Genomic DNA, 21,555 nt, shown 5'->3' with positions numbered 1-21,555 from the left:
GCAACTTGCGTGCTGCGGCTAAAGGCCATATTTTTCCATGCGGCGATATAAAGCGCCACGGCTTAGTCCCAGTGCCTCTGCTGCGGCGCTCACGTTGCCCTGATACCGATTGAGTGCCTTGCGGACCAGGTGCGCTTCCACTGCCTCAAGATCCATTTCATCCAGAGAGTTCGTGGTTGTGGGGCCGTCTGCCTGGAGAGCAAGGTCTGAGAGCGAGAGGTACTCCGCGCGTGCCATCAAGACGGCGCGTTCCAGCGTATGATCCAGTTCGCGCACGTTGCCGGGCCATGCGTAGTACAACATGCGTTCCAGCGCAGCAGGCTCAAAGCCATGTACGGGGCGGCGATACTGTGCGGCGTAGCGTGAAAGGAAATGTGCCGCCAGCAGCGGAATATCTTCGCGCCGTTCGCGCAAAGGCGGCAGGCTGATCTCTACCGTATTAAGGCGAAAGAGAAGATCAGGGCGGAAGGTGCCTGCGGCTGCAGCGGAACGGAGATCGGCGTTGGTGGCAGAAATGACACGGACGTCCGACTTCTGCGTGCGCGAGGAACCGAGGCGTTCAAACTCTCCGGTTTCCAGTACGCGTAAGAGTTTGGCCTGCTGGCGCAGAGGGACGTTTGCGATTTCATCAAGAAAAAGAGTCGAACCGTGCGCGAGTTCGAATCGGCCAACACGTTCTGCGCGGGCGTCTGTGAACGCACCTTTGACGTGGCCAAAGAGTTCACTTTCAAAGGTGCCTTCCGAGAGCGCACCGGTATTCACAGCGACCATGGTGCGCTGCGATCGGAGCGAGATGCGATGCAGCGTTTGTGCGACGACTTCCTTGCCGCTGCCATGTTCGCCGGTGATGAGAACGTTGGCATCCGAGGGACCAACGCGTGAGATCAGTTCCATCACGCGCTGCATGGAAGGCGCCGTTGCGATCATGACCGGAGCGCCTTCTGTATGGAGCATCTTGTTCTCTGCTTCCAGCAGTGCAGCAGAGCGCTGCATCCGGTACAACTCAAGCTGGGTGCGCAATACGGTCAGCAGTCGCGTATTGTCCCACGGCTTTTGGATGAAATCGCTCGCGCCGCTGTGCATTGCTTTTACAGCAAGATCGATGTTGCCCCACGCTGTCATCACGATGATGGGGAGATGCGCATGGTGTCCGCGAATGCGTTCGATGAGTGCAAGACCCTCTTCGCCGCTGGTGGTGTCGCGGGTGTAATTCAGGTCCATCAGGATGCCGTCGAAGTCTTCGCTGGATAGTGCAGAGATAAGCAGCGCAGGTGTACCCGCACGCTCAAGCACATATCCTTCCGGTTCCAGAAGAAGTTCCAGCGCGTCCAGAATGTGCGGTTGGTCATCCGCTAACAACAGACGGCAGGGACGCTGCTGCGTTGCCAGGGCAGCAGCGTGATGCGACGAGTTTGATACGGTTTCCAAAGTGTTTCCTGATGCGACTAGGGCGTTTGTGTTTGCACAGTTGCTGTGGCTGAAAGCTGTGCTTGACCCTGCTTAGCTGATTCTATCGATATGCCATTGTTTTCCAATGTCATACCACCGGCTCGCTCCAATTCGACACGAGCCTTTTCACGTGCATCCACGGCTGCGAAGTAGGCGGATTCAGCAGTCGTAAGGTCATTGCGTGCTGCAAGGGTTTGTACAGCGCTGCCCGCACCAAAGCTCTGTTCCTGCTGCATGATGTCAAAGGTGCGGCGCGCCAGGTCGCGTGCCTTGTCCGCGGAGACAACGCGAGCTTCGGCCTGTCGCAAAGCATACTCGGCGTTGCGGACTTCGATACGAATCTGCTTCTTTAACTGCTGAAGCAGCAGCTCCGCCTGGCGATACTCCAGTTCCGAACGATATTGATCGCTCTTGTTCACGCGGTTGCGGATAGGAATGTTGACGTTGACGCCCACATAGTAATCCGGGGCACTCCCATTGAAGGCGTTGCGGAGTGCTCCGCCGTAGTCTGAAGGGACTGTGGGAGTGACGCCGGCAAGCGGATTGTTCACGCCAGCAAGGCCTGTACCTGCCCAGTAGCCGGTTAGCGCAACCGTGGGAAGCAGTGCGTTGTTTGCCGCCTTGCGGCTGATCTGACGATTGCTCAGATCCAGGTTTTGTTCTTCCATTTCCAGCCGTGAGGACAATGCGCGTGTGACAAGCTCATCGCCTGTGGGCATAGGCTGCAGCGGACGCGACACATCCATGGGAACCACAGGCATCGCTTCCAGCGTTGGATCATCCAGGTTGCGTGTCAGTGCGTTCTTCAACAGTAGCGACTGAAACTCCAGCGTAGACTTTGCAATGCTGAGATCCTGTTCACGCTTTGCAACCTCTGCTTCGTCCTTAAGTACGTCCATAGCAGGAATGGCCTGCAGTGCAAGCTGCTGGCGTCCGGTCTCAAGGGTCTTCTGAGCAAAGTCGAGAGACTCTTGCTTCACGCGTTCGTCCTGCCATGCACTGACAAGATCCCAATACATGTTTTCAATCTGCGAGACCGTTGCGATGATCTGCAGACGGAAAGCAGCATCGGAAATCTTCTGGTTGTTCTTTGCAATACGCAGATAACGAAGGTTTGGACCGAGGCCGAAACCTGCAAGCAGTTGTTGCTGAACTAGCACGCGGAAGTAACTGTCGAGCTGCGGATTCAGGAAGTTGCCCTTACTGTTCGTGGCCACACGATCACCAGAGAAGCTGACCTTCACGCTGGTTCCGGTAGCAAATGCTTGTTGAAGGCTCATGTCGCCTGCAACCGTATTGGATTGCAGAATGGGTACACCGTTGAGCAACAGGTTCGAGAGCGGCTCTGCAAAGTGATGAACGTTGAAATCCCCTGCAAACATAGGGTCATAAGAAGATACTGTCGTACCTGTGCCGAGCGTAGATTGCACAAGACCGGATGCGCCAGCGCCCGCACCGCCTGCGCCCGCACTGGTGCCACCTGCACCACCACCGCCAGAGCTGCCAGAACCTGCGGACCCACCGCTGGGCGTGTTCGAGACGATGCCGGTATTTACGCCGCGAGTTGATCCGCCGGCGCGCGTACGCATTACGTCTGCTTCTGCGATGGGTAGGTTGTATCGCGCAATCGCAAGATCAAGATTGTTTTCCAGCGCGAGTTCGATGGCATCGCGAAGATGCAGCTCAATCTTGCCGTCGTGCGTGAGCGTTTCCAAGCGCGGCGAATTTGCGATGCTGGCAGGCGCTACCGAGCTGGGCATATAAGCACGGAAGGGGTTCCACGAGTGTGGCACGGTGGTCGGCAGCGGCGCGGGTAGCGCGGTTGCGGTGCCTTTCAATTGAGTCGTTGTGGGCGCAGGATTCTGCGGTAGCGGTGCAGCAGCGTCCTGTGCGTGCAGGTGCACAGCGGAGAACGCGAGCGCCATTGTCCCAATGCATGCCGTGCGGAGAAGCTCGCAGTATCGGTCGTGTTTTGCAGATGCCATCAGTCGATCCTTCATAAATTGCGTTTGTTCCGTTGGGGAAGAAAGTGTCATGCAGGTATTTCGTTTTCCGGTGTCATCCAGCCATCGCGCAGTTCGATGATGCGTGAACCAAAGCGCGCATTTTCCATGGAGTGACTTACCTGGACGATGGTGGTGCCTGCCTGGTTCAGCTCTGTGAAAAGCTGCATGACCTCGGCGGCTTGTGCTGAGTGCAGATTGCCAGTGGGCTCATCCGCAAGCAGAAGTTCAGGCTTGTGAATGACTGCGCGCGCGACACCCACGATCTGTTGCTGGCCGCCGGAAAGTTGCGAGGGATAGAGGTCCTTCTTGCCGACAATCTGAAAGCGATCGAGTGTGTCGGCTACCAGCGCCTGCCGTTCGCTCCGCGGCATGTTCTTATAGCTGAGCGGAAGCTCAATGTTTTCCGCCACAGTAAGGTCATCCAGTAGATGAAAGCTCTGAAAGACCATGCCGATCTTCCGACGTGCGACTTCTGCGCGTTGCTTGCGATTCATCGCGTGAATGGGTTCGTGGTCGAGCCAGTATTCTCCTCGCCATCCATCGTCAAGCATGGCGAGTACGTTCAGCAGTGTGGACTTGCCTGCGCCGCTGGGGCCCATCAGCGTGATGAACTCACCCGGACGCACTGTAATGTTGATGCGTCGCAAAACCCACGTCTCGCCGACGGCGTGTTTGTAGCTTCGTTCAATGCTCTTTAGTTCAATCATGGGTTTGCTCGTCGATCCGTCGTAAATGAGAGTGTGCTATTCCGCACGTAAGGCCTGCATCAGTTCTGTGGATGCAGCGCGTTGGCTGGGAATGACTGTGGCTGCAATGGCTAGGACAAAGACCAATGCGGCGGCAATGACAAAGGAGGAGGCATCAGCTTTTGGTAGCTTGCCCACATTCGCGCTGACGACACGCATCAAGGCAATGCTGCCAATCACGCCAGCAACAATTCCAAGCGCTGCGACGATGGCAGAATGAAGCAGCACCATGCCTGCAAGTTGTTCGCGTTGAGCGCCGAGTGCGAATCGCAAAGCAAACTCAAAGCGACGCTGCGCAACGGAGTAGGCTGTGACGCCGTACATTCCAACAGCCGCTAACAACAGGCTAACTGCTGCGAAGGACGCGAGTAGTGTGCTGCGGAAACGATCGGTGCGCTGGCTTTCGCCGATGTTTTCTTTCAGCGTGGATGCAGTTGCGGCAACATCTGGAAAGTTGTTCTGAATGGAGGTGCTCAGTTGCCTGGTCATGATCGCGGGATCGATCTTGGTGCGAGCGATGAGCTGAATGTCAGAAGCGCGTGCAGGATGTTGTGCCAATGGGATGTAGAACGCGGTGCCTGCAGGTGTTCCGGGATTGTCATGACGCACATTGCCGACAACACCAACGATGGTCCACCACTCGCCCTTGCTATCGAGGCCACACATGATCTGCTGGCCAATGGGGTCGGCGTGGGGAAACTGTTCATCAGCGAGCGCCTGGTTAATTACGAGAACCTTCGCTGCACCGAAGTTATCTGCGTCAGTGAGGTTGCGCCCACGCAGGATGGGAACGCCCATTGTGGCGAAGATCTCTGGAGTGACGGTGTGCACGTCTGCATAAGGCAACGTTACGCCGGGTGCGAAGACGGTGCGTCCGCGGATGGCGTAGCCCACATCCGGACTGCCTGCTCCCATGGGCGCGCCGTCAATAGCGGCAGCGGCTTCCACACCGGGTGTTTTGCGAACGGATGTCAGAAGAGCATCAAGACGTGCCATGCGACGAAGACGCCATGCCTGGCGTTCTGCAAGTAGCTGGGGCGTTTCCTGGCCTTCACTGCTAAGGCCGGGGTAAGCATCGCTGGAAACCTGGTGGGTGTCCACCATGAGCAGGTGTTGCGGTTGGAAACCGAGTTCCTGTTGCGCATCCTGCATGAGTTGGCGCGTGAGTGTGACTGCAGTGACGGAGAGCGCGAGCGTGAAGGCGACTTCCGCAACGATGAGCCCGTCACGCAGGCGAACAGAGCGGCGGCTTTCGCTGGTGCGTTCAGAGTCAGCACGCAGAACGGTGGCAGGATCAAGTCGCCATGAGCGCCACACGGGCAGGATGGACGTCAGCAGCATCAGCACTACGCTGACTGAGAGCGAGAAGAGAAAGACATCGCGATTGAGATGAATGTCTGCGAGACGCGGTGTGTCCGGAGGAGCCATGTGCGTAAGTGCGCGGAGGCCGAATGCGGCAACAGCGAGTGCGCCAACGCCACCCGCAACAGCAAGCAGCAGCGACTCCGTCATGGCGCGGATGAGGAGGTCTTTGCGTGTGGCTCCGAGCGCAGCACGCACGCTGATAGCGCGGAGCATGCGCGTGGAGCGGACCAGTTGAAGATGTGTCACGTTTGCGCAGACGATGAGGAGCACTATGCCGACTGAACCCATAAGCAGGCGCAGCGTGGGACGCAGGTTGCCAACAATGGATTCTTGCAGCGAGCGCGCAACGAGTGCGTTTGTCTTCTCTTCGGGATACGTCACCTGCAGGCGATGCGAGAGCCCGCCCAGTTCTGCATCAAGTTGCTTTTGTGAGACGCCCTCACGGCGCTTGCCGACAGCCCACTGGTTGTAGGCAGTGCGGTTCTGCACTTCGGGTTGGATGAGTTCTTCCAGCCAGACTTCACTTTGACGAGGAAAACTGAATCCTGGAGGGAGTACACCGACAATGGTGTAGGCGCGAGCGGCCTTGATTGTTTGACCGAGAGCATTCTGCGCAGAGCCGAAGTGATCGCGCGCGAAGGATTCGCTGACCATGGCTTTGTCTGCTGCGTTGTCATCTTCGCGGAAGGTGGTTCCGGCAACCGGGACAACGCCCATCACCTTGGGGAAGGTTGGGCTGACTCCGCCAATGGGAAGGTAGTATGCCTGTCCTGCGACGGAGATACCGGACTTGCCGTAGAGGTAGTAGTAGGAGACGGAATCGAGTCCTTGTACCTGCTGCAGATCTCTGTAGTCTGCGCCGCCGATGCGCGGATTCAGATGGCCACTCTGTAGCTTGAGTGTGCCGAGCGCAACGATGCGATTCGCATCGTTATAACCGAGTGGTCGTAGCAGAACAGAATCGACCATGGTGAAGATGGCTGTGTTCAGGCCGACACCCACAGCGAGCGTAAGGATCACCGTCATGGTGAAGAGCGGAGCATTGCGCAGGCTACGCCATGCGTAACGAATGTTCTGAAAAAGCTCGTTCATCTTTGGCCTTCCTTTCTGCGTTATTCGCTGCGAAGCGCGCGCATGGGATCAATGGAAGCGGCGCGGCGCGCGGGAAGAGCGCTGGCAATTGCCGCAATCAAAAGCATCAGCATCAGTGCGGTGGCGGCTGCATTCACTTGTTGCAAAAGCGGCATGTGCAGGCTGCCATCGGGTGTGAAGATAAAGTCTGACAGAATGCGGTCAATCAGTCGCGGCATATATGCGGAGGCCAGCATGCCAATGCAAAGCCCAATGGCCGTAAGGCCCATGCCCTGCCACAATACATGCGTCAGCACTCGGCTGCGGCTGGCTCCCAGCGCCATGCGGACGCCGATTTCGCGCGTGCGCTGCACCACTTGATAGCTCAGCAATCCGAAGACACCAATGGAAGTGAGTAGAAGCGTGAATGAGGCGAAGGCGCTGGACATCCATGAGAAGAAGCGTGGCGCGGCTACTGTTTCATCCACAACAGTTTGCATGCGTTCAAATTTTGCGACGGGAAGTTCCGGATCAGCCTGCTGAATTGCGTGCGCAACGGCGGCTGATAGATCCACGCCGCCAGCCTGACGAATGACGAAGGTCGTCGGGAACCAACCGTTGATCATGGTCATGAACTTGTCGTCGATCTGCGTCAATGGGATGTAGAAGAGAACACCGGGACGATCCATCAACGAACGCTCGTGGGTATCCTGCGCGACGCCTACGATTTCAAATTCGCCTGCAGAACCAATCGTGATGCGCTGGCCAAGTGCGGATTGATTGGGCCACCATTTCTTCACCGCGGTCTCACTGGCAATGGCGATGTGTGGTGTGTTGGAGCGGTCTGCATCGGTAACGTCGCGTCCTTGCAACAGAGCAATTCCCAGCGACTGTATGTAGTGCGGTGTAACGAAGCGTGCATTGACGACTCGCCGTTGGTCTTTGTGGTCCGCAGGAGCACCGCTCAGATTCAGCCCACGATCCAAAGGAAGGCCATTTACCGCGCCAACTTGTCTTACTCCAGGCTGCTGCTGAAGGTCCTGCAATACGTTTTGAACGAACTGCACGGTGTGTTGCGCGTTGGCGTATGCCTCACCTTTCAACGTCACCTGGGCAATCGATATCTGTTGCGTATCAAAGCCGGGAGCAATAGAACGCATGCTGAGGAACGCATGCAGCGTGAGCGATGCTGCGGACAACAGGGTGAATGCCAGAGCCACCTGCGCTACGACAAGCACGCGACCGGTACGGCCGTAGCCAACGGATTGACCCTGCGAGCCTGCATCGCGCAGGCTGTCATTTACACCGCGACGCAGCACTAACAAGGCCGGTAGCAGACCGAAGCAAATCGTGGCACATGCAGCCAGAGCGCATTCCACCAACGCCATCATCCAGAGATTGGAAGAGGCATGGAAGTGGGGAAGCGAGATGGGCGCATACGCAACGAATGCGATAGCTGCTGTGCGTGCGACCATGAGGCCAAGCAGGGCGCCCCCGATGGCGAGCAGGATGCTCTCTGAGAGCATGAGGCGCAGCAGATCAGAACGGCTTGCTCCCAGCGCGGTGCGCATGGCGAGTTCGCGTGAACGTGCGATGCTGCGTGCAACCGTAAGACCAGCGAGATTGAGACACGCCACCAGTAGCACTGCTGCGACCGCACCCATCAGAACGATGAGGCTGCCGCGAACGTCACCGACCAGTGCTGTCTGCAGCGGCCACACATGAAACTCATTCAGCGTGCCGTTGGGTGCTTTCCATTGGTAGAACCAGGCGTGCTGTTGCGCAAAGGCTTGTTGCAATGACTGCATCTCTGCCTGTGCCTGCGAGATGGTTACGCCATCACGCAGGCGCGCGATCATCTGATAGTTGTCGCCGTCGTAACCTGGATCTTTCGAACCGAGTTGAAGGGGCTGCCACAGACCGGCGGGAGCGGACTGCGCGGTCCCGCCATAAAGATCGCCGAGTACTCCTTCCGGGAGAACGCCTATCACTGGAACGTCGTCACCGTTGACGCGCACGGTGCGACCCACAATGGTGGGGTCGCCCTGAAAAGTAGTCTGCCAAAGGCGATAGCTCATTAGTGCTGCGCGAGGACCGCCACTGCGATCCTCTTCAGCGGTGAAGAAGCGACCCAGTGCAGGATGCAGTCCGAGCGTGGGGAGGAAGTCACGCGACACACGCAGTTGCTGCACCTGGTACGGGCGGCCACCGCCGGTGGCAGACGGTGCAAGATTCACTGCGGTCGTGCCACCATCCGCAATGCCGAAGGAGGAGAAGGAGTGCGCATGCTCAACAAGGAAATCAGCGACAGAGCCCACCTGCGATGTAGAGGGCTTCTCGTTAGGGAACTGAAAGGCGATGGCGACCAAGCGATCCGGCTGCGCGTATGGCAGCGGTTCCAGCAGCAGCGATCGCACCACGCTGTACATGGCCGTGGTGACACCGATGCCAAGTGCTAGCGTGAGCAGCGCAGTTGCCGTAAACACGGGGCTGCGCCGCAATTGCCGAAATGCGTACTGGAAATTTTGGCCGAGCATCATCGTTGTCGTCCCTTCTGGGCAACTGTCGCCGAACTATATCCGCGGTGGTTTATGCCAGTGCGGCTTCGCTGAGCAGTGCGTTTAATTCGCCTTCGCTGACCACGCGTCCGTCAAAGAGATGAATCTGACGTTCCGCATGCGCGGCGAAGCGCGGATCGTGCGTCACCATGCAGATGGTCGCGCCGTCGGAATGCAGCTCCTTCAGCAACGTCATCACGGCTTCGCCATTCTTTGAATCGAGGTTTCCGGTCGGTTCGTCCGCCAGCAGGATGCTTGGTGAACCGGCCAGTGCACGCGCTACAGCCACACGCTGCTGCTGACCACCGGAGAGCTGTGCAGGATAATGCCGCATGCGGTGCGCCATGTTTACGCGCTCCAATGCTTCCTGTGCGCGACGCTTGCGTTCGGTGGAAGACATGCCAGCGCGATAGGTGAGCGGCAGTTCCACGTTCTCTGCAACAGTCAGGTCGCCGATCAGGTTGAAGCTCTGGAAGATGAAGCCGATCTCCTGGTTGCGGATGCGCGAACGCTCTGCAAAATCCAGTCCGGCAACTTCGCGACCATTAAGCTGGTAGCTGCCGGCAGAGGCGGTATCCAGCAGTCCGACGATGGACAGCAGGGTGGATTTGCCGCAGCCGGAAGGGCCGCTCATGGCCACGTATTCGCCGCGGCCAATCTCAAGCTGGACGCCGCTGAGCGCATGCGTCTCCACTTCATCGGTGTAGAAGACCTTCGTGAGTCCATCAATGTGGATGACGGGTTGCGTGCTTGACATGCGTTTCTTCTCCTTATTCCAGGCGAATGCGGTCTGTGTTGTCGTATTTGGACATGTCCGACAGGATGACGGAGTCGCCAGCCTGCAGTCCGTTCAGAACCCGAAGGTTGTTTACCGAGCCCCGTCCTACCTGTACAGGGACTCTTACGGCTGTTTTGCCGTCGGAGTTCAATTTGAAGAGGCTGATTGTGCTGTTTTCTGCTCCGTTGGCCGGTCGGCCAATTTGCAGAACGTTGCCCATGTTCTCCAGGTTGATGGTGCCGTCCACGCTCAGGTCAGGCCGTGCGCCCTGCGGCAGATCGCCCGCCAGCTCCACATCCACCGTGACCGTGCCGTTCACAACGGCAGGGTCAATGCGCATCACCTTGCCGCTAATTACGCCGTTATGTGTGTCCACTTCCGCGGGCTGGCCAATCGAGATGTCGCGCGCCTGTGTTTCCGGAATCTTCAGGCTGGCCTTCAACTGGTCCGGCTGCACGACCTTAGCCAGCGTCGTGCCCACCGCAATGTGTTCGCCCACCTGGTGTGGCAGGTCTACCAGAACGCCATCAATCCCGGCGCGAACGGTTAGCGCGGCTCCCTGTTTCTCTTTCAGGTCAAGCAAGGCACGCGCCTGATCCACCTTGGTTTGCTGCACTGCAAGCTGCGTCTGGATGGCACGCTCATTCAGCGTCAGGCGCTGCCCTTCAATGCCGTTGCGGGTGTTCAGCTCTTCGGCCTTGCCCTTGGAAGCGGAGTAGGTCAGACCGCTGATCACGCCAAGGTCGTACAGGTGCTTGTCCGTCTCAGCCTGCAGCTTGGCCTGCTTCTCATCCTGAGTCACAGTAGCGGCGGCGCCACGCTGTGTCATCAGATCGCTCTGCAGTTTGGCCTTGGTGTTCACCATGTCCGCTTCCGCAGCTTTTAGTTGAAGACGCGCGTCCATAAGCTCTTGTGACAATTGCGGATCCACCAGCTCCATCAGCGGCGTGTCCTGCGACACATGCGCGCCGGGCAGCACCAGGATGCGCACCACGGTGGCCTCTGTTTGCGAGGGAACAAGCCGCAATTTATCTTCACGGGGCGTCAGAGTTCCAGGCCCGCGGACCTGGCGAAGGAGCGGGCCGTTCTTCACGGTGTCCGTCCAGATGGACGCTCGGTCCACCTCGGGCGCTCCGGGCTTCAGGCGAGAGACGAAGTAAACAGTGACAGCAACGGCAATCGCCGCAACGATGCCGATTACCAACCGGCGGCGAGCTTTTGTGCGCTTTAGATCTGGCCTTGCGATGTCCATGGTTACGTATTGAATACGCAAGCCATGCGCCATTTCGCAGCAAAATAAAACACTGGTTTTATAGGCCTTACGGATAAGGGCAGAGGAATGAGAATGTCCATAAATGGATAAAGTGTCCATTAGCGGACGAAAATGCTGGTGATTCGGTCAGGTGTTGTTACTCTAGACTCCACTCTCCACAGGAGTTGTTCCCCAAATGCTTTCACGAGTCGCCGACAGCCTTTACTGGATGAGCCGCTATCTGGAGCGGGCGGAACACACGACGCGTCTACTGGACGTGAACCTGAACCTGATGCTGGATGAACCAACCAGCGTCGCCGATCGACGGTGGCAGCGTGTGTTGCAGGCGCTGGGTGCGCCGCGCGATGTGCAGTTTGAAGGCGATGCCATCGCACTTGCACGCAGGCTCACGTTCGATGCCTCCAATAGTTCCAGCGTGCTGGGATGCATCATCGGGGCCCGGGAAAATGCGCGGCATGTGCGCGAGCAGATTTCCACGGAGATGTGGCAGCGGTTGAACTCACTGTATCTGCAGGTGACGCGGCCGGAGATGCAGAGCGATACGCATGCCGAATCGCTGTTGCAGCACAACGAGGGCCCTACAGAATTTCTCGGTCAGGTGATGGAAGGCGTCCACCAGTTTCAAGGCGTGACCGACTCCACCATGAGCCACGGGGAAGGCTGGCAGTTCATCCAGGTAGGCCGGTTCATGGAACGCGCGTCTGCGACGGCCATGTTGCTGGAGGCGTATCAGCCGGAACTGTGGGCTAACACGGACGCTCTACCGGATTCGAATGAGTACCTGGAATGGATGGGACTCCTTCGCAGTGCAACGGCGTTTGAAGCCTACTGCAAGGTGTACACAGCCGATCTTTCTCCAGACTGGATTCTGGAGTTTCTGTTGCTGGATGCTGACTTCCCGCACTCGCTGCGATTCTCCATTGACGCCATGCAGCAGGCGTTGGAAGTGGTTCAGGGGCTAAGCGGCGGAGCGCGTGGCGATAAGTTGACACGTATCTCAGGCAGGCTGCGATCCACACTGAGTTACTCCAGCGTGGAAGAGATTATGAGCGGTGATGTGGTGACGTATCTGCACGATATTCAACGGCAGTGCCGCGAGATTCATAACGCCATCTACGAGCTGTATGTTGATTACTCTATTCAGGCTGCGCTTGCAGGTTAGTGAGGAACACGAACTATGTATTACACCGTGCGGCATCTGACCAAGTTCGTATATTCCAACGACGTAAGCGAAAGCATTATGGAGACTCGCATGCATCCGCGTTCGGATGCGTTACAGCGATGCCTGAGTTTTCAACTTTCGGTATCGCCTCGTTGCCGTGTGTTTTCTTACCGTGATCATCTGAACAACAACGTGCATCACTTCGATATTCCGGGTGGGCATGCGCAGCTGGTGATTGTTGCGGAGAGCCTCGTGGAGATGGAAGAAGTTGCTCCCGTCCCGGCGTTTCTGTCGCCTGATGCCTGGGCAGCTCTCGATGCCGATGTTCAGGCGGGAGACTTCTGGGAGTTTCTCTTTCCCAGCGAATTTGCGAAACCGTCGCCGTTGCTGGCTGAGTTAGCAATGGCTTTGGATGTGCGCCGCCGCGACGATCCACTGATGGTGTTGCATGATTTGAACAATAAGCTCTACCACTACTTTGACTATGTTCCGAAGTCTACAGACGTCGATTCACCCATTGACGTAGCACTGACCCAGAAGTGCGGTGTGTGCCAGGACTTCTCACATGTGATGATCGCGCTGGTACGTGAATATCTCAAGATTCCATGCCGTTACGTGAGCGGTTATCTCTATCACGGCGAACGCGACAACGACCGCAGCATCAACTCGGCAACGCATGCGTGGGTGGAGTGTTATCTGCCGCAGCTCGGATGGGTGGGATTCGATCCCACAAACTGGCTCGTGGGGAGTGACCGTCACATCCGCACGGCCGTTGGCCGCGACTATGCGGACGTTCCGCCCACGCACGGCATCTTTCGCGGTTCTGCTTCTTCAAAGTTGAGCGTGGCGGTACAAGTTAGTCCCAGCGAAGGTACGCCGCTACTGGATCAGGAGATGCCGGTGCCTGAGGACTGGTCCATGCTGGTGGAGAAAGCGCAGCAGCTTCCTGCGCCATCGAATCCCGTGGCCGATCACATCAAACACATGCAGCAGATGCAACAGGCACAGCAGTAATAACCCTGTTCACAGCCGGAATGTTTTGAGAGCAATTTCCAAACGGTTCATCGTACGTTGATTGCCGTGATGGATGCTGCATGGATGCGAATCAAACACGTCTTCACTCTGCTGTTATGCACCGCTGCGTGCAGCGCACAAATGGTCGTGGTGCATGGGCATCGCGGATCGCGCGCCACGCGGCCTGAGAACACCATTCCCGCTTTTGAATACGCCATTGCCCATGGTGCCGATGTTCTGGAACTGGACCTCGCGGTCACCAAAGACAATGTTCTGGTGGTGTCGCATTCACCCGTGTTGAACTCAAGCTTTCCTGGCGAGCGCGAATGTGTTGGCCCACCGCTCGCTAAGGACACCCCAATTCATTCGCTGACCTTCCAGCAGTTGCAGCAATATGATTGCGGCGCTAAGACGCTGACAGCATTTCCAAAACAGGTAGCCGTACCCAACACGCATATTCCCACGTTTGGTCAGGTACTGGACCTGGCACCGAAGGGCACCTTCCAGTTCAATGTGGAGACGAAAATCTTCCCGCTGCATCCGGAGATGACACCTTCGCCTGAGGTCTTCGTGCAGATGATCGACACGGCTGTGCGCAACCATCATCTGCAACAGCGGGTAATCCTTCAGAGCTTTGATTTCCGCACACTGCACGCCATGCAGACGCTTGATCCGGCGATTCGCCGCTCCGCTCTCTTTGGTCAGGCGAAGTACGACAAGCTGATGGGCATCAACGAACCTGATAAGAGCTTTGCGAATATGGCGAAGGTGTCAGGCGCAAACATCCTTAGCCCTGATGCAAGCCTCGTGACACCAGAAGAAGTGAGTGTTGCGCACAAGCTTGGTCTGCAGGTGCTGCCGTATACGCCCAATACTCCGGAAGAGTGGAAACGACTGACGGACGCCCATGTCGATGGCATCATCGTGGATGATCCTGAAGCGCTGCGGGATTGGCTGCGTAAGCAGACTCCGCCCTTGCACCAGTAGTGCAAAAGCGAAATGGGATGCGATCATCGCATCCCATTTCGCTTTGTAATGAAGCGCTGCTTACAGGGGGAAGTTCTTCAGCCATTCGCGGAACTTCGGTCCCAGGTCAGGCCGCTGCAGAGCGAACTCTACCGTTGCCTTCAGGAACCCGAGCTTGTCGCCCGCATCATGACGCTTGCCTTCATAGGTAAAGCCATAAACGCTCTCATACTGCAGCAGCGCCTTGATGCCGTCAGTAAGTTGCAACTCGCCACCTGCACCGGGCGTGATTGTCTCCAGCATTTCGAAGATGCGCGGGGTCAGAATGTAGCGGCCAATGATTGCGTTCTGGCTCGGCGCTTCGCTTGGCTTCGGCTTCTCCACCATGTCGGAAACCTTGAGCAAGCGTGAGTCCGAGGCATCAGGTGCGCATGCAAGACAGCCGTAGTTCTGGATCGCATCACCTTCTACGACTTCGCTACCGAGAATCGACGAGCCCGTCTTTGCGAAGGCTTCTACCATCTGCTTCATGCAGGGTGTTTGCGCGTCGACGATATCATCCGGCAGCAGAACAGCGAATGGCTCATCGCCAACGAGCTCCTTCGCCATTAACACGGCATGCCCTAGTCCGAGCGCCTCCGGCTGACGCACATAGGTGATCTTCGCCAGCTTCGTGGTGGAGAGTGCTATGTCCAGCAGCGCATGTTTGCCACGCTTTTCCAGCGAAGCTTCCAGTTCAGGAGCGCGATCAAAGTGGTCTTCCATCGTGCCCTTGCCGCGGCCAGTCACAATGATGATCTCGGTGCACCCTGCAGCCACGGCTTCTTCCACGCCGTACTGGATCAGGGGCTTGTCTACCAGAGGAAGCATTTCCTTCGGTGTCGCCTTGGTTGCAGGCAAAAAACGTGTGCCCATGCCTGCGGCGGGAAAAACAGCTTTACGAATGGTCTTGGTCATCTCTGGCTTATCCAATGGAGGTTTTCGTACAAGACGCTGGGGGCGATTTCGTCATGCTATCGGATTTAACCGAGTTAACCAAATAGCGTTCCATGAAAACTTGTCATCATCTGCGCGATTACAAGACTGGCGAATTATCTTTAAGCATTGCCTGTCGCATAATCTTGATCGGCACAGGTCCTTGCCTCATAAAGTTGTCGTGAAACTGCTGCAAATTGAACGCCGCACCTTGTTTTGCTTTCAGATCGGCTCGTAGTTTCAATATTTCCAGCTTACCGAGCGTGTAGTACAGATAGGTTGGATCGGACGTGCCTCGTTTTGTTTCCATCTTCGCAACAGAAGGGGACTGATATCCCTCGGTTATGAAATACTGCTCAGCCTGATCCGTGCTCCAACCTTCGGTATGCATCTTGATGCCAACTGTGAACCGCGCGTTGCGTAGCAGCGCGTCTTGAATTTGTCCCAGGCGAATCAGCTTCTGTGTGCGAACGTCCGCGCCGGGTGTCTGGAAGCCCTCATCTAACATCATCTGCTCTGTGTAGTGCGCCCACCCTTCCACATTCGTGTTAGCTCCGATCAACTTACGAACGCGCGATGGGAACTGGTTTTGCCATAGGAATTGGGTGAAGTGGCCGGGATAGGCTTCGTGCACGCTGGTGCTTACAATCGTGCCCACGTTGAACTCCGCCATGTGCTCGGCAATATGTTCCGGAGTCCAGCCTTTTTCCGGCAATGTCACGTTGAAGTAAGCCTTGGTAGAGCGTGTTTCAAACGGCCCTGGCGGGTCCATGCTGGCTGATGTGGTGGCGCGCATAAAGGGTGGCGTCTCCTGCAGCACTGGCCGCTCATCGTTGGGCATCGTGATGATGTGATGATCCTTGATGAAGGCAATCTCCGCGGCAAAGCTGTCGCGGAAGGCGTCCAGCAGCTTGTCCGGTGCGGGATGGATGGTCGCCAGTTGCGCCAACACCTGCGCGGGTGTCTTGTTCGGATCAAACTCCTTAGCAATACGCGCAAAGTCCGCCTGGTTCTGCCGCATGTTCGCTTCATTCACTGCAAGCAGCTTGTCCAGCGGCGTGTCCACCATCTCGTCATACAGCAGCTTTTTGCGATAGGTATCTGCGCCAAGCCGGAAGTCGCCGTTAGAGCGCGGCAACAGATCCGACTTCATCCATGTGCCGTAATCCTTTAACGCCTGAATCACCGCGGCGTTCGTCTTTGCAAACTGCACCTTGGCAATGCGATCTGTCGCATCGTTGAAGGCAGAAGGCACATCGGTCTGGAAGAAACTGACAATGCCGTCAATCTGCTCCAGCGCGATCTCCGTGGATATCTTTGCGGGATTCTGCAGGTTCTTTTTCGCTTCTTCAAACACCTGCGGAATCAGGCGTTCTCGAGCAATGACATCACGCAGACGGACATTTGCAGGTGCGAACGGACGCTCCATCAACACAAAAATGCTGCTCGTAACGCCAGAAGAATACGCATCCGGATTTTTGTCCAAAGGTCGAATCACTTCTAGAGTGAGCAACTGCGACCGGATGGAGTTCAGTAGGATTTCGCGGTCCGCGGCGACGGAGGCATCTAGCCCATCTGCGGGAATGTCTTCGAACTTCTTTTCCCAATCATGCAATCCGGCAATCTGCTTTGTACGAGCCGCAGCGGAATAATCCTCCAATTTGGTATCAAACTGGTGATACCCAACGGACGTTCCTGATGTTGGCGTCTTCGGGAAATAAAACTCATCGAAGTACTGGTTCGACAGCACATCAAAGGTCTGCATGGCGCCGTCGGCAGAGATGCGTTGCGCCTGCAGGCTGCATGCCGTGAGGGTCAGAACGGAAACGGTAAGAGTGCGTAGAAGCAGTCGCATGGCTTGCGAACATATTACTGCGCGGTCGGAGTTGTGGATTACTTTCCGGCGCGTTTTTCCGCTTCGTCGCATAACTTCTGAATGCGTTTGGCGCGCGATTCCGGCGTTTGGTAGTAGCCCACGGCCAGCAATCCATTGCGGCGCTGCAACTCTGTCATCTTTGCCCAGCCAGCCTTTGCTTTGGGACGCGCATTCAGCGCCTTTGCAATGGCAGGCGGAAGCTCGCGTTCCCCCTCCATTGCAAACAGCATCCGTTCTGCGCCCTGCTGCGCACGACGCATCCTTGCCTCGTCGCTTTTCACACCAAGAACCCACTTGCCCATCTCGCGGCGCGTGTACTCCGTAAAGGATTCGTAGTATTCACGAAGGCCAGGCTCCTCATCCAACAGTGCGTCCAGTTCTTCCGGCAACTCCGCAGGCCGCGGATCAAGATCAGGCTCAAGCGTGAACGATGCCACATGGCCCAGAGATGCGTTACCTCCTTCTTGCATGGCACGATTTACCAGCAAAAAGTAAGTGCCGGTTTTTCCCGTCACAGGGAAGAGCGAAGTGCGGAATGCAAAGCTGTTGATAGTGCCTTTGACGCGCTGGCGAATCTTCTCTGACCACACCTTCGCAGGATCAAACGGCACGGGGACAATGGTCCAGCCAAGCGTGTCCTGCATCTTTTCTAGCGTGGCCTTAAAAGATTGCGGCTTTGTCTTCATGCAGTCACCGGCGTCAGATCAAGCTGTTCCAGCAATGCTTTCGTTTCTGCAATTACATCTGCTGATTGCGCGCTGGTCAGAGGCCAGTACAGGACACCCTGCGGTGTAAACTTTGCGCCCTTTTTCGTATTGCGCGACACCAGTTTCATCAGCATGCCAGGATCGATCTTCGCTTTCGGATCGAACTTGATGATGATCATCTCGCGGAAGACCTTCTGACGGTTCTCTTCCATCTGCACACGTTTACGATCAAGCTGCGCAATGCTGATGCGCTCGCTCTGCAAACGAATCTCCGCTGCGGCAAGCAGGTTCGCAACGGAGTCAGGAAGCTCGCCGTAGCGATCAATCATCTCAGAACGAACGTCTGCGAGAACACCCGTATCCGTTGCGCCAGCAATACGCTTGTACATGCGCAGGCGTTGGTTTTCTTCTGCGATGTACGTCGGATCAATGCGCAGCGAGATGCCAAGGTTCAACACCACGCCCGGACGCTCATCCTTCAGTTCACCCTTGATGCGGCTTACCGCTTCTTGCAGCATCGATGTATACATCTCAAAGCCGATGGCTTCAATGTGGCCGCTCTGTTCGCCGCCGAGCATGTTGCCAGCGCCACGCAGTTCCAGATCAAGCGCCGCAATCTTGAAGCCCGCGCCCAGATCACTGAATTCTTTCAACGCGGCAAGGCGTCTGCGTGCAACCTCAGTAAGTTCGTTCTCAGGCGGAATCAGAAGATACGCATAAGCTCTACGATCGCTGCGGCCCACGCGACCACGAAGCTGATAGAGCTCACTTAATCCATGGCGATCTGCGCGATTAATGATGATCGTATTTGCGCGCGAAATGTCGAGGCCGTTTTCAATAATGCTCGTGGCGCACAGAACGTCATACTCACCATTCATAAAAGCGAGCATCGCCTTTTCAAGTTCACCTTCTGCCATCTGTCCATGCGCCGTGATCACGCGCGCCTGTGGTACCAGTTCGCGTATCTTCGACGCGAGCTCGTAGATTGTCTCTACACGATTGTGTACGAAATAGCATTGGCCGTTACGTTCCAGCTCTAATTCAATCGCAGTACGCAGCAGCTTCTCATCAAACTTGGCCACTATGGTTTGAATCGCCATGCGGTCTTTGGGGGGCGTTTCAATCACGCTCATATCGCGCAGGCCCAGCAGGCTCATGTGCAGTGTGCGTGGAATCGGCGTGGCACTCATCGCGAGCACATCAATGTGTGCACGCATCTGTTTCAGGCGTTCTTTATGTCGCACACCAAAGCGCTGCTCTTCATCCACAACGAGCAGTCCCAGGTCCTGAAAAACAATGTCTTTCGACAGCAGGCGATGTGTGCCGATGAGGATATCGACTTTGCCCTCTGCAGTGTCTTCCAGAATCTTCTTTTGTTCCTTTGCCGTGCGGAAGCGTGAAACAAGTTCAACGTTCACAGGGAAGCGCGCGAAGCGTTTCTTGAACGATTGAAAGTGTTGGAATGCGAGTACCGTCGTTGGCGTAAGAATCGCCACCTGTTTTGAATCCTGCACTGCCTTGAACGCAGCGCGCATTGCTACTTCGGTTTTGCCATAACCTACGTCACCGCATAGCAGCCGATCCATTGGCTGATTCGATTCCATGTCGTTCTTGATGTCCGCAATCGCGGCAATCTGATCGTCCGTCTCGTTGTAATCGAAGGCGTCTTCAAACTCACGCATCATCTGCGTGTCTTGCGTGTATGCAAAACCCATGGCGGCCTGCCGCTGCGCGTACAGCTTCAGCAGTTCTTCCGTCATGTCCTGCATGGCTTTCTTGACGCGAGCCTTGGTCTTGGCCCACGCCTGCCCGCCCAGCTTGTTCAGTTCCGGTGAAGGCCCGGCTTCGCTGCTGCGATATTTCTGAATCAGATCAAGGCGCGTCAGCGGAACATAGAGCTTTGCCTCGTCTGCAAACTCCAGGATCATCAGCTCCAAGGGAGCGCCTTCCTGGTCAATGGTGCGAAGGCCCATGTACTTCGCAATGCCGTGTTCTACGTGGACAACGTAGTCGCCCACGGTAAGGTCGCGGAAGTCACTGATGAAGGCTGCTGTTTTTGACTTACGCTGAACGGGCCGCGCCTGGACGTCAGCTTCATCATTTAGGTCTTGCGCGCCAAAGATAATGAGTTGCCGCGCCGTCGCTTTGTCCAGATCAAGAAACTGCACGCCAGCAGCAAGCGGCGTACGCACGATGACGGGCGTGCGAATGTCGCCGGTGAGATAGCTACTCTCTTCGTATACCGTTGCAGAGCCGCTCTGCTGCTGCACGCGCGAACCAATGCGATAAGCCAGTCCGTACTCCTGCAACATGCCCGCAAGCCGTTCCACTTCGCCCTGATTGGGCGCGGCGATCATCACGCGCGCATCCGCCTGCTGCAGTGATTTCAGATGTTCTGTGAAGGCAGGAATCGAGCCGTGAAAACGCATCGTGGGACGCGATGCAAATTCAATCTCTGTCTGCGAAGACGTGTCTACTTCCAACACATCTACAGCGCCAAGCTGATCCAGTTCCACACCGGGATAGCGGCGAATGCGATCCTCAAGATCCCATGGCGAGATATAAATATCGCCGGGCTTAACAAGATTTCCAATGCCACTGCGGTCGTGCCGCTGCTCAATCTTGTTCCACCAGCGCTCGCCCTGGTTCTTCACCATGGCGGGCTCTTCCACGTACACGCGTGTCTTCGGGCCCATCAGGTCCAGCAGCGTGCTTGCCGCGCCTGCCACAGGTGCGAAAAACTCCCATCCGGGAAAGACCGAAACATTCCCAACGCTGGATGCAATCTCGCGCGGCTCTTCGCCGCCTTCCAGCTCTGCGCCGGCAGCGCCACCACGAACAAGCCGCGCGTGTACTGCGCCCAACAGCTTTTCTGTTACGGGCGTTTCCGTCAGCGGTAGCAGGGTGATTTCATCCACGGGTGAAGACGAGCGTTGCGTCTCCGGATCGAACTTGCGCATGGACTCGATCTCGTCGCCGAAGAAATCAATGCGGACAGGCCGATCCATCTCTGGCGAATAGACATCCATAATGCCGCCGCGCAGAGTCACCTGTCCGGGCATTTCAACCACATCCACGCGCGTGTAACCCACCGTTAGCAGATGCTCCAGCAGCATGGTGGTGTCATGCTCTTCACCGCGCTTCAGTTCAATGGTGAGTGCCGCGTAATAATCACGACCGAACAGGATCATGCACGCGGCTTCCAATGGCGCAATCACCACACGCGCCGCGCCTGTGCAGATCTTCCATAGAGTGCTTGCGCGCTGCTCGGCAATTTCGGCGTGCGGCGACAGATTCTCAAACGGCAAAACATCATGTGCGGGCAGGCGTAGAACCTCTTCGCACTTCAGCGCACCGGTCAATTCGCATGTGGCATTAAGCTGCGCATGGAGCGCTTCCGCGGCCTTGTTATCGCTTACCAGAATCAGCGCCGGAGCATTGCTGGCGCGAATCATTAACGGCAGATAAATGGCGCGCGCTGTTGCAGTCAGCCCAGAGACGCGGCGTCGCCCCGACCCGCCGGAAAGATGGCGACGCAGGCGCTCAAACGGTTCGGTATGTTCCAGGTCCGCAATCATGTCGCGGACAAAGGGGAGAATCATTGCCTTT

At 56.6% G+C, this 21,555-nt stretch carries 14 protein-coding genes; 3 read left to right on the top strand and 11 right to left on the bottom strand.

The features are described 5' to 3' along the window. Positions 1-18: 18 nt before the first annotated feature. Genes M504_RS08565 through M504_RS08535 form a run of 7 tightly spaced genes read right to left on the bottom strand, consistent with a single transcriptional unit; the run spans position 19 to position 11,225 of the window. Entirely contained in the window at positions 19-1,428 is a 1,410-nt protein-coding gene (locus M504_RS08565; RefSeq protein ID WP_232296212.1) for a sigma-54 dependent transcriptional regulator, read from the bottom strand. Between the two features lie 17 nt (positions 1,429-1,445). After that, entirely contained in the window at positions 1,446-3,434 is a 1,989-nt protein-coding gene (locus M504_RS08560) for a TolC family protein (protein WP_232296211.1), read from the bottom strand. Between the two features lie 47 nt (positions 3,435-3,481). Beyond that, positions 3,482-4,162: an ABC transporter ATP-binding protein gene (locus tag M504_RS08555; RefSeq protein WP_047490175.1), complete on the bottom strand. Its 681-nt coding sequence runs from the start codon at positions 4,160-4,162 to the stop codon at positions 3,482-3,484. 36 nt (positions 4,163-4,198) lie between these two features. Next, entirely contained in the window at positions 4,199-6,658 is a 2,460-nt protein-coding gene (locus M504_RS08550) for an ABC transporter permease (RefSeq protein ID WP_047490172.1), read from the bottom strand. Between the two features lie 20 nt (positions 6,659-6,678). After that, positions 6,679-9,177, bottom strand: coding sequence for an ABC transporter permease (locus M504_RS08545; protein ID WP_047490169.1), 2,499 nt, complete (start codon positions 9,175-9,177; stop codon positions 6,679-6,681). Positions 9,178-9,226: 49 nt separating this feature from the next. Then, positions 9,227-9,952 (bottom strand): ABC transporter ATP-binding protein, encoded by a 726-nt coding sequence (locus M504_RS08540; RefSeq protein WP_047490166.1) that lies wholly within the window; start codon positions 9,950-9,952, stop codon positions 9,227-9,229. A gap of 13 nt (positions 9,953-9,965) precedes the next feature. Beyond that, positions 9,966-11,225: an efflux RND transporter periplasmic adaptor subunit gene (locus M504_RS08535; RefSeq protein ID WP_047494092.1), complete on the bottom strand. Its 1,260-nt coding sequence runs from the start codon at positions 11,223-11,225 to the stop codon at positions 9,966-9,968. A gap of 196 nt (positions 11,226-11,421) precedes the next feature. On the opposite strand from M504_RS08535, the gene M504_RS08530 reads away from it, so the two are divergent. From M504_RS08530 to M504_RS08520, 3 genes are all read left to right on the top strand, one after another. Then, positions 11,422-12,408, top strand: a complete 987-nt coding sequence (locus M504_RS08530; protein WP_047490163.1) for an alpha-E domain-containing protein — start codon at positions 11,422-11,424, stop codon at positions 12,406-12,408. A gap of 15 nt (positions 12,409-12,423) precedes the next feature. Next, complete coding sequence (locus M504_RS08525) at positions 12,424-13,422, top strand: transglutaminase family protein (protein WP_047490160.1); 999 nt, start codon at positions 12,424-12,426, stop codon at positions 13,420-13,422. A gap of 84 nt (positions 13,423-13,506) precedes the next feature. After that, a complete protein-coding gene (locus M504_RS08520) occupies positions 13,507-14,409 on the top strand; it encodes a glycerophosphodiester phosphodiesterase family protein (RefSeq protein WP_047494090.1) in 903 nt (300 codons plus the stop codon). 60 nt (positions 14,410-14,469) lie between these two features. On the opposite strand, the gene galU is transcribed toward M504_RS08520, so the two are convergent. From galU to mfd, 4 genes are all read right to left on the bottom strand, one after another. Beyond that, positions 14,470-15,345 (bottom strand): UTP--glucose-1-phosphate uridylyltransferase GalU, encoded by an 876-nt coding sequence (gene galU / locus M504_RS08515; protein WP_047490156.1) that lies wholly within the window; start codon positions 15,343-15,345, stop codon positions 14,470-14,472. A 118-nt stretch (positions 15,346-15,463) separates the two neighbouring features. Next, entirely contained in the window at positions 15,464-17,218 is a 1,755-nt protein-coding gene (locus tag M504_RS08510; protein ID WP_047490153.1) for a DUF885 domain-containing protein, read from the bottom strand. A 38-nt stretch (positions 17,219-17,256) separates the two neighbouring features. Next, positions 17,257-17,925, bottom strand: a complete 669-nt coding sequence (locus tag M504_RS08505; RefSeq protein WP_047490150.1) for a YdeI/OmpD-associated family protein — start codon at positions 17,923-17,925, stop codon at positions 17,257-17,259. After that, positions 17,922-21,548, bottom strand: coding sequence for a transcription-repair coupling factor (gene mfd, locus M504_RS08500; protein WP_047490147.1), 3,627 nt, complete (start codon positions 21,546-21,548; stop codon positions 17,922-17,924). The genes M504_RS08505 and mfd overlap by 4 nt, the downstream gene beginning before the upstream one ends. Positions 21,549-21,555 lie beyond the last annotated feature (7 nt).

It is taken from the genome of Terriglobus sp. TAA 43, assembly GCF_000800015.1.
In the GTDB taxonomy this organism is placed as follows: Bacteria; Acidobacteriota; Terriglobia; order Terriglobales; family Acidobacteriaceae; genus Terriglobus.
The sequence above is the reverse complement of the archived record's forward strand: the minus strand, read 5'-3'. Positions and strand labels throughout refer to the sequence as shown.

Excerpts from the sequence above, each read along its gene's own strand:
- M504_RS08560 (WP_232296211.1), bottom strand. The coding sequence starts at position 3,434 with ATGGCATCTGCAAAACACGACCGATACTGCGAGCTTCTCCGCACGGCA.
- M504_RS08555 (WP_047490175.1), bottom strand. The coding sequence starts at position 4,162 with ATGATTGAACTAAAGAGCATTGAACGAAGCTACAAACACGCCGTCGGC.
- M504_RS08550 (WP_047490172.1), bottom strand. The coding sequence starts at position 6,658 with ATGAACGAGCTTTTTCAGAACATTCGTTACGCATGGCGTAGCCTGCGC.
- M504_RS08545 (WP_047490169.1), bottom strand. The coding sequence starts at position 9,177 with ATGATGCTCGGCCAAAATTTCCAGTACGCATTTCGGCAATTGCGGCGC.
- M504_RS08540 (WP_047490166.1), bottom strand. The coding sequence starts at position 9,952 with ATGTCAAGCACGCAACCCGTCATCCACATTGATGGACTCACGAAGGTC.
- M504_RS08535 (WP_047494092.1), bottom strand. The coding sequence starts at position 11,225 with ATGGACATCGCAAGGCCAGATCTAAAGCGCACAAAAGCTCGCCGCCGG.
- M504_RS08530 (WP_047490163.1), top strand. The coding sequence starts at position 11,422 with ATGCTTTCACGAGTCGCCGACAGCCTTTACTGGATGAGCCGCTATCTG.
- M504_RS08525 (WP_047490160.1), top strand. The coding sequence starts at position 12,424 with ATGTATTACACCGTGCGGCATCTGACCAAGTTCGTATATTCCAACGAC.
- M504_RS08520 (WP_047494090.1), top strand. The coding sequence starts at position 13,507 with ATGCGAATCAAACACGTCTTCACTCTGCTGTTATGCACCGCTGCGTGC.
- galU (WP_047490156.1), bottom strand. The coding sequence starts at position 15,345 with ATGACCAAGACCATTCGTAAAGCTGTTTTTCCCGCCGCAGGCATGGGC.
- M504_RS08510 (WP_047490153.1), bottom strand. The coding sequence starts at position 17,218 with ATGCGACTGCTTCTACGCACTCTTACCGTTTCCGTTCTGACCCTCACG.
- M504_RS08505 (WP_047490150.1), bottom strand. The coding sequence starts at position 17,925 with ATGAAGACAAAGCCGCAATCTTTTAAGGCCACGCTAGAAAAGATGCAG.
- mfd (WP_047490147.1), bottom strand. The coding sequence starts at position 21,548 with ATGATTCTCCCCTTTGTCCGCGACATGATTGCGGACCTGGAACATACC.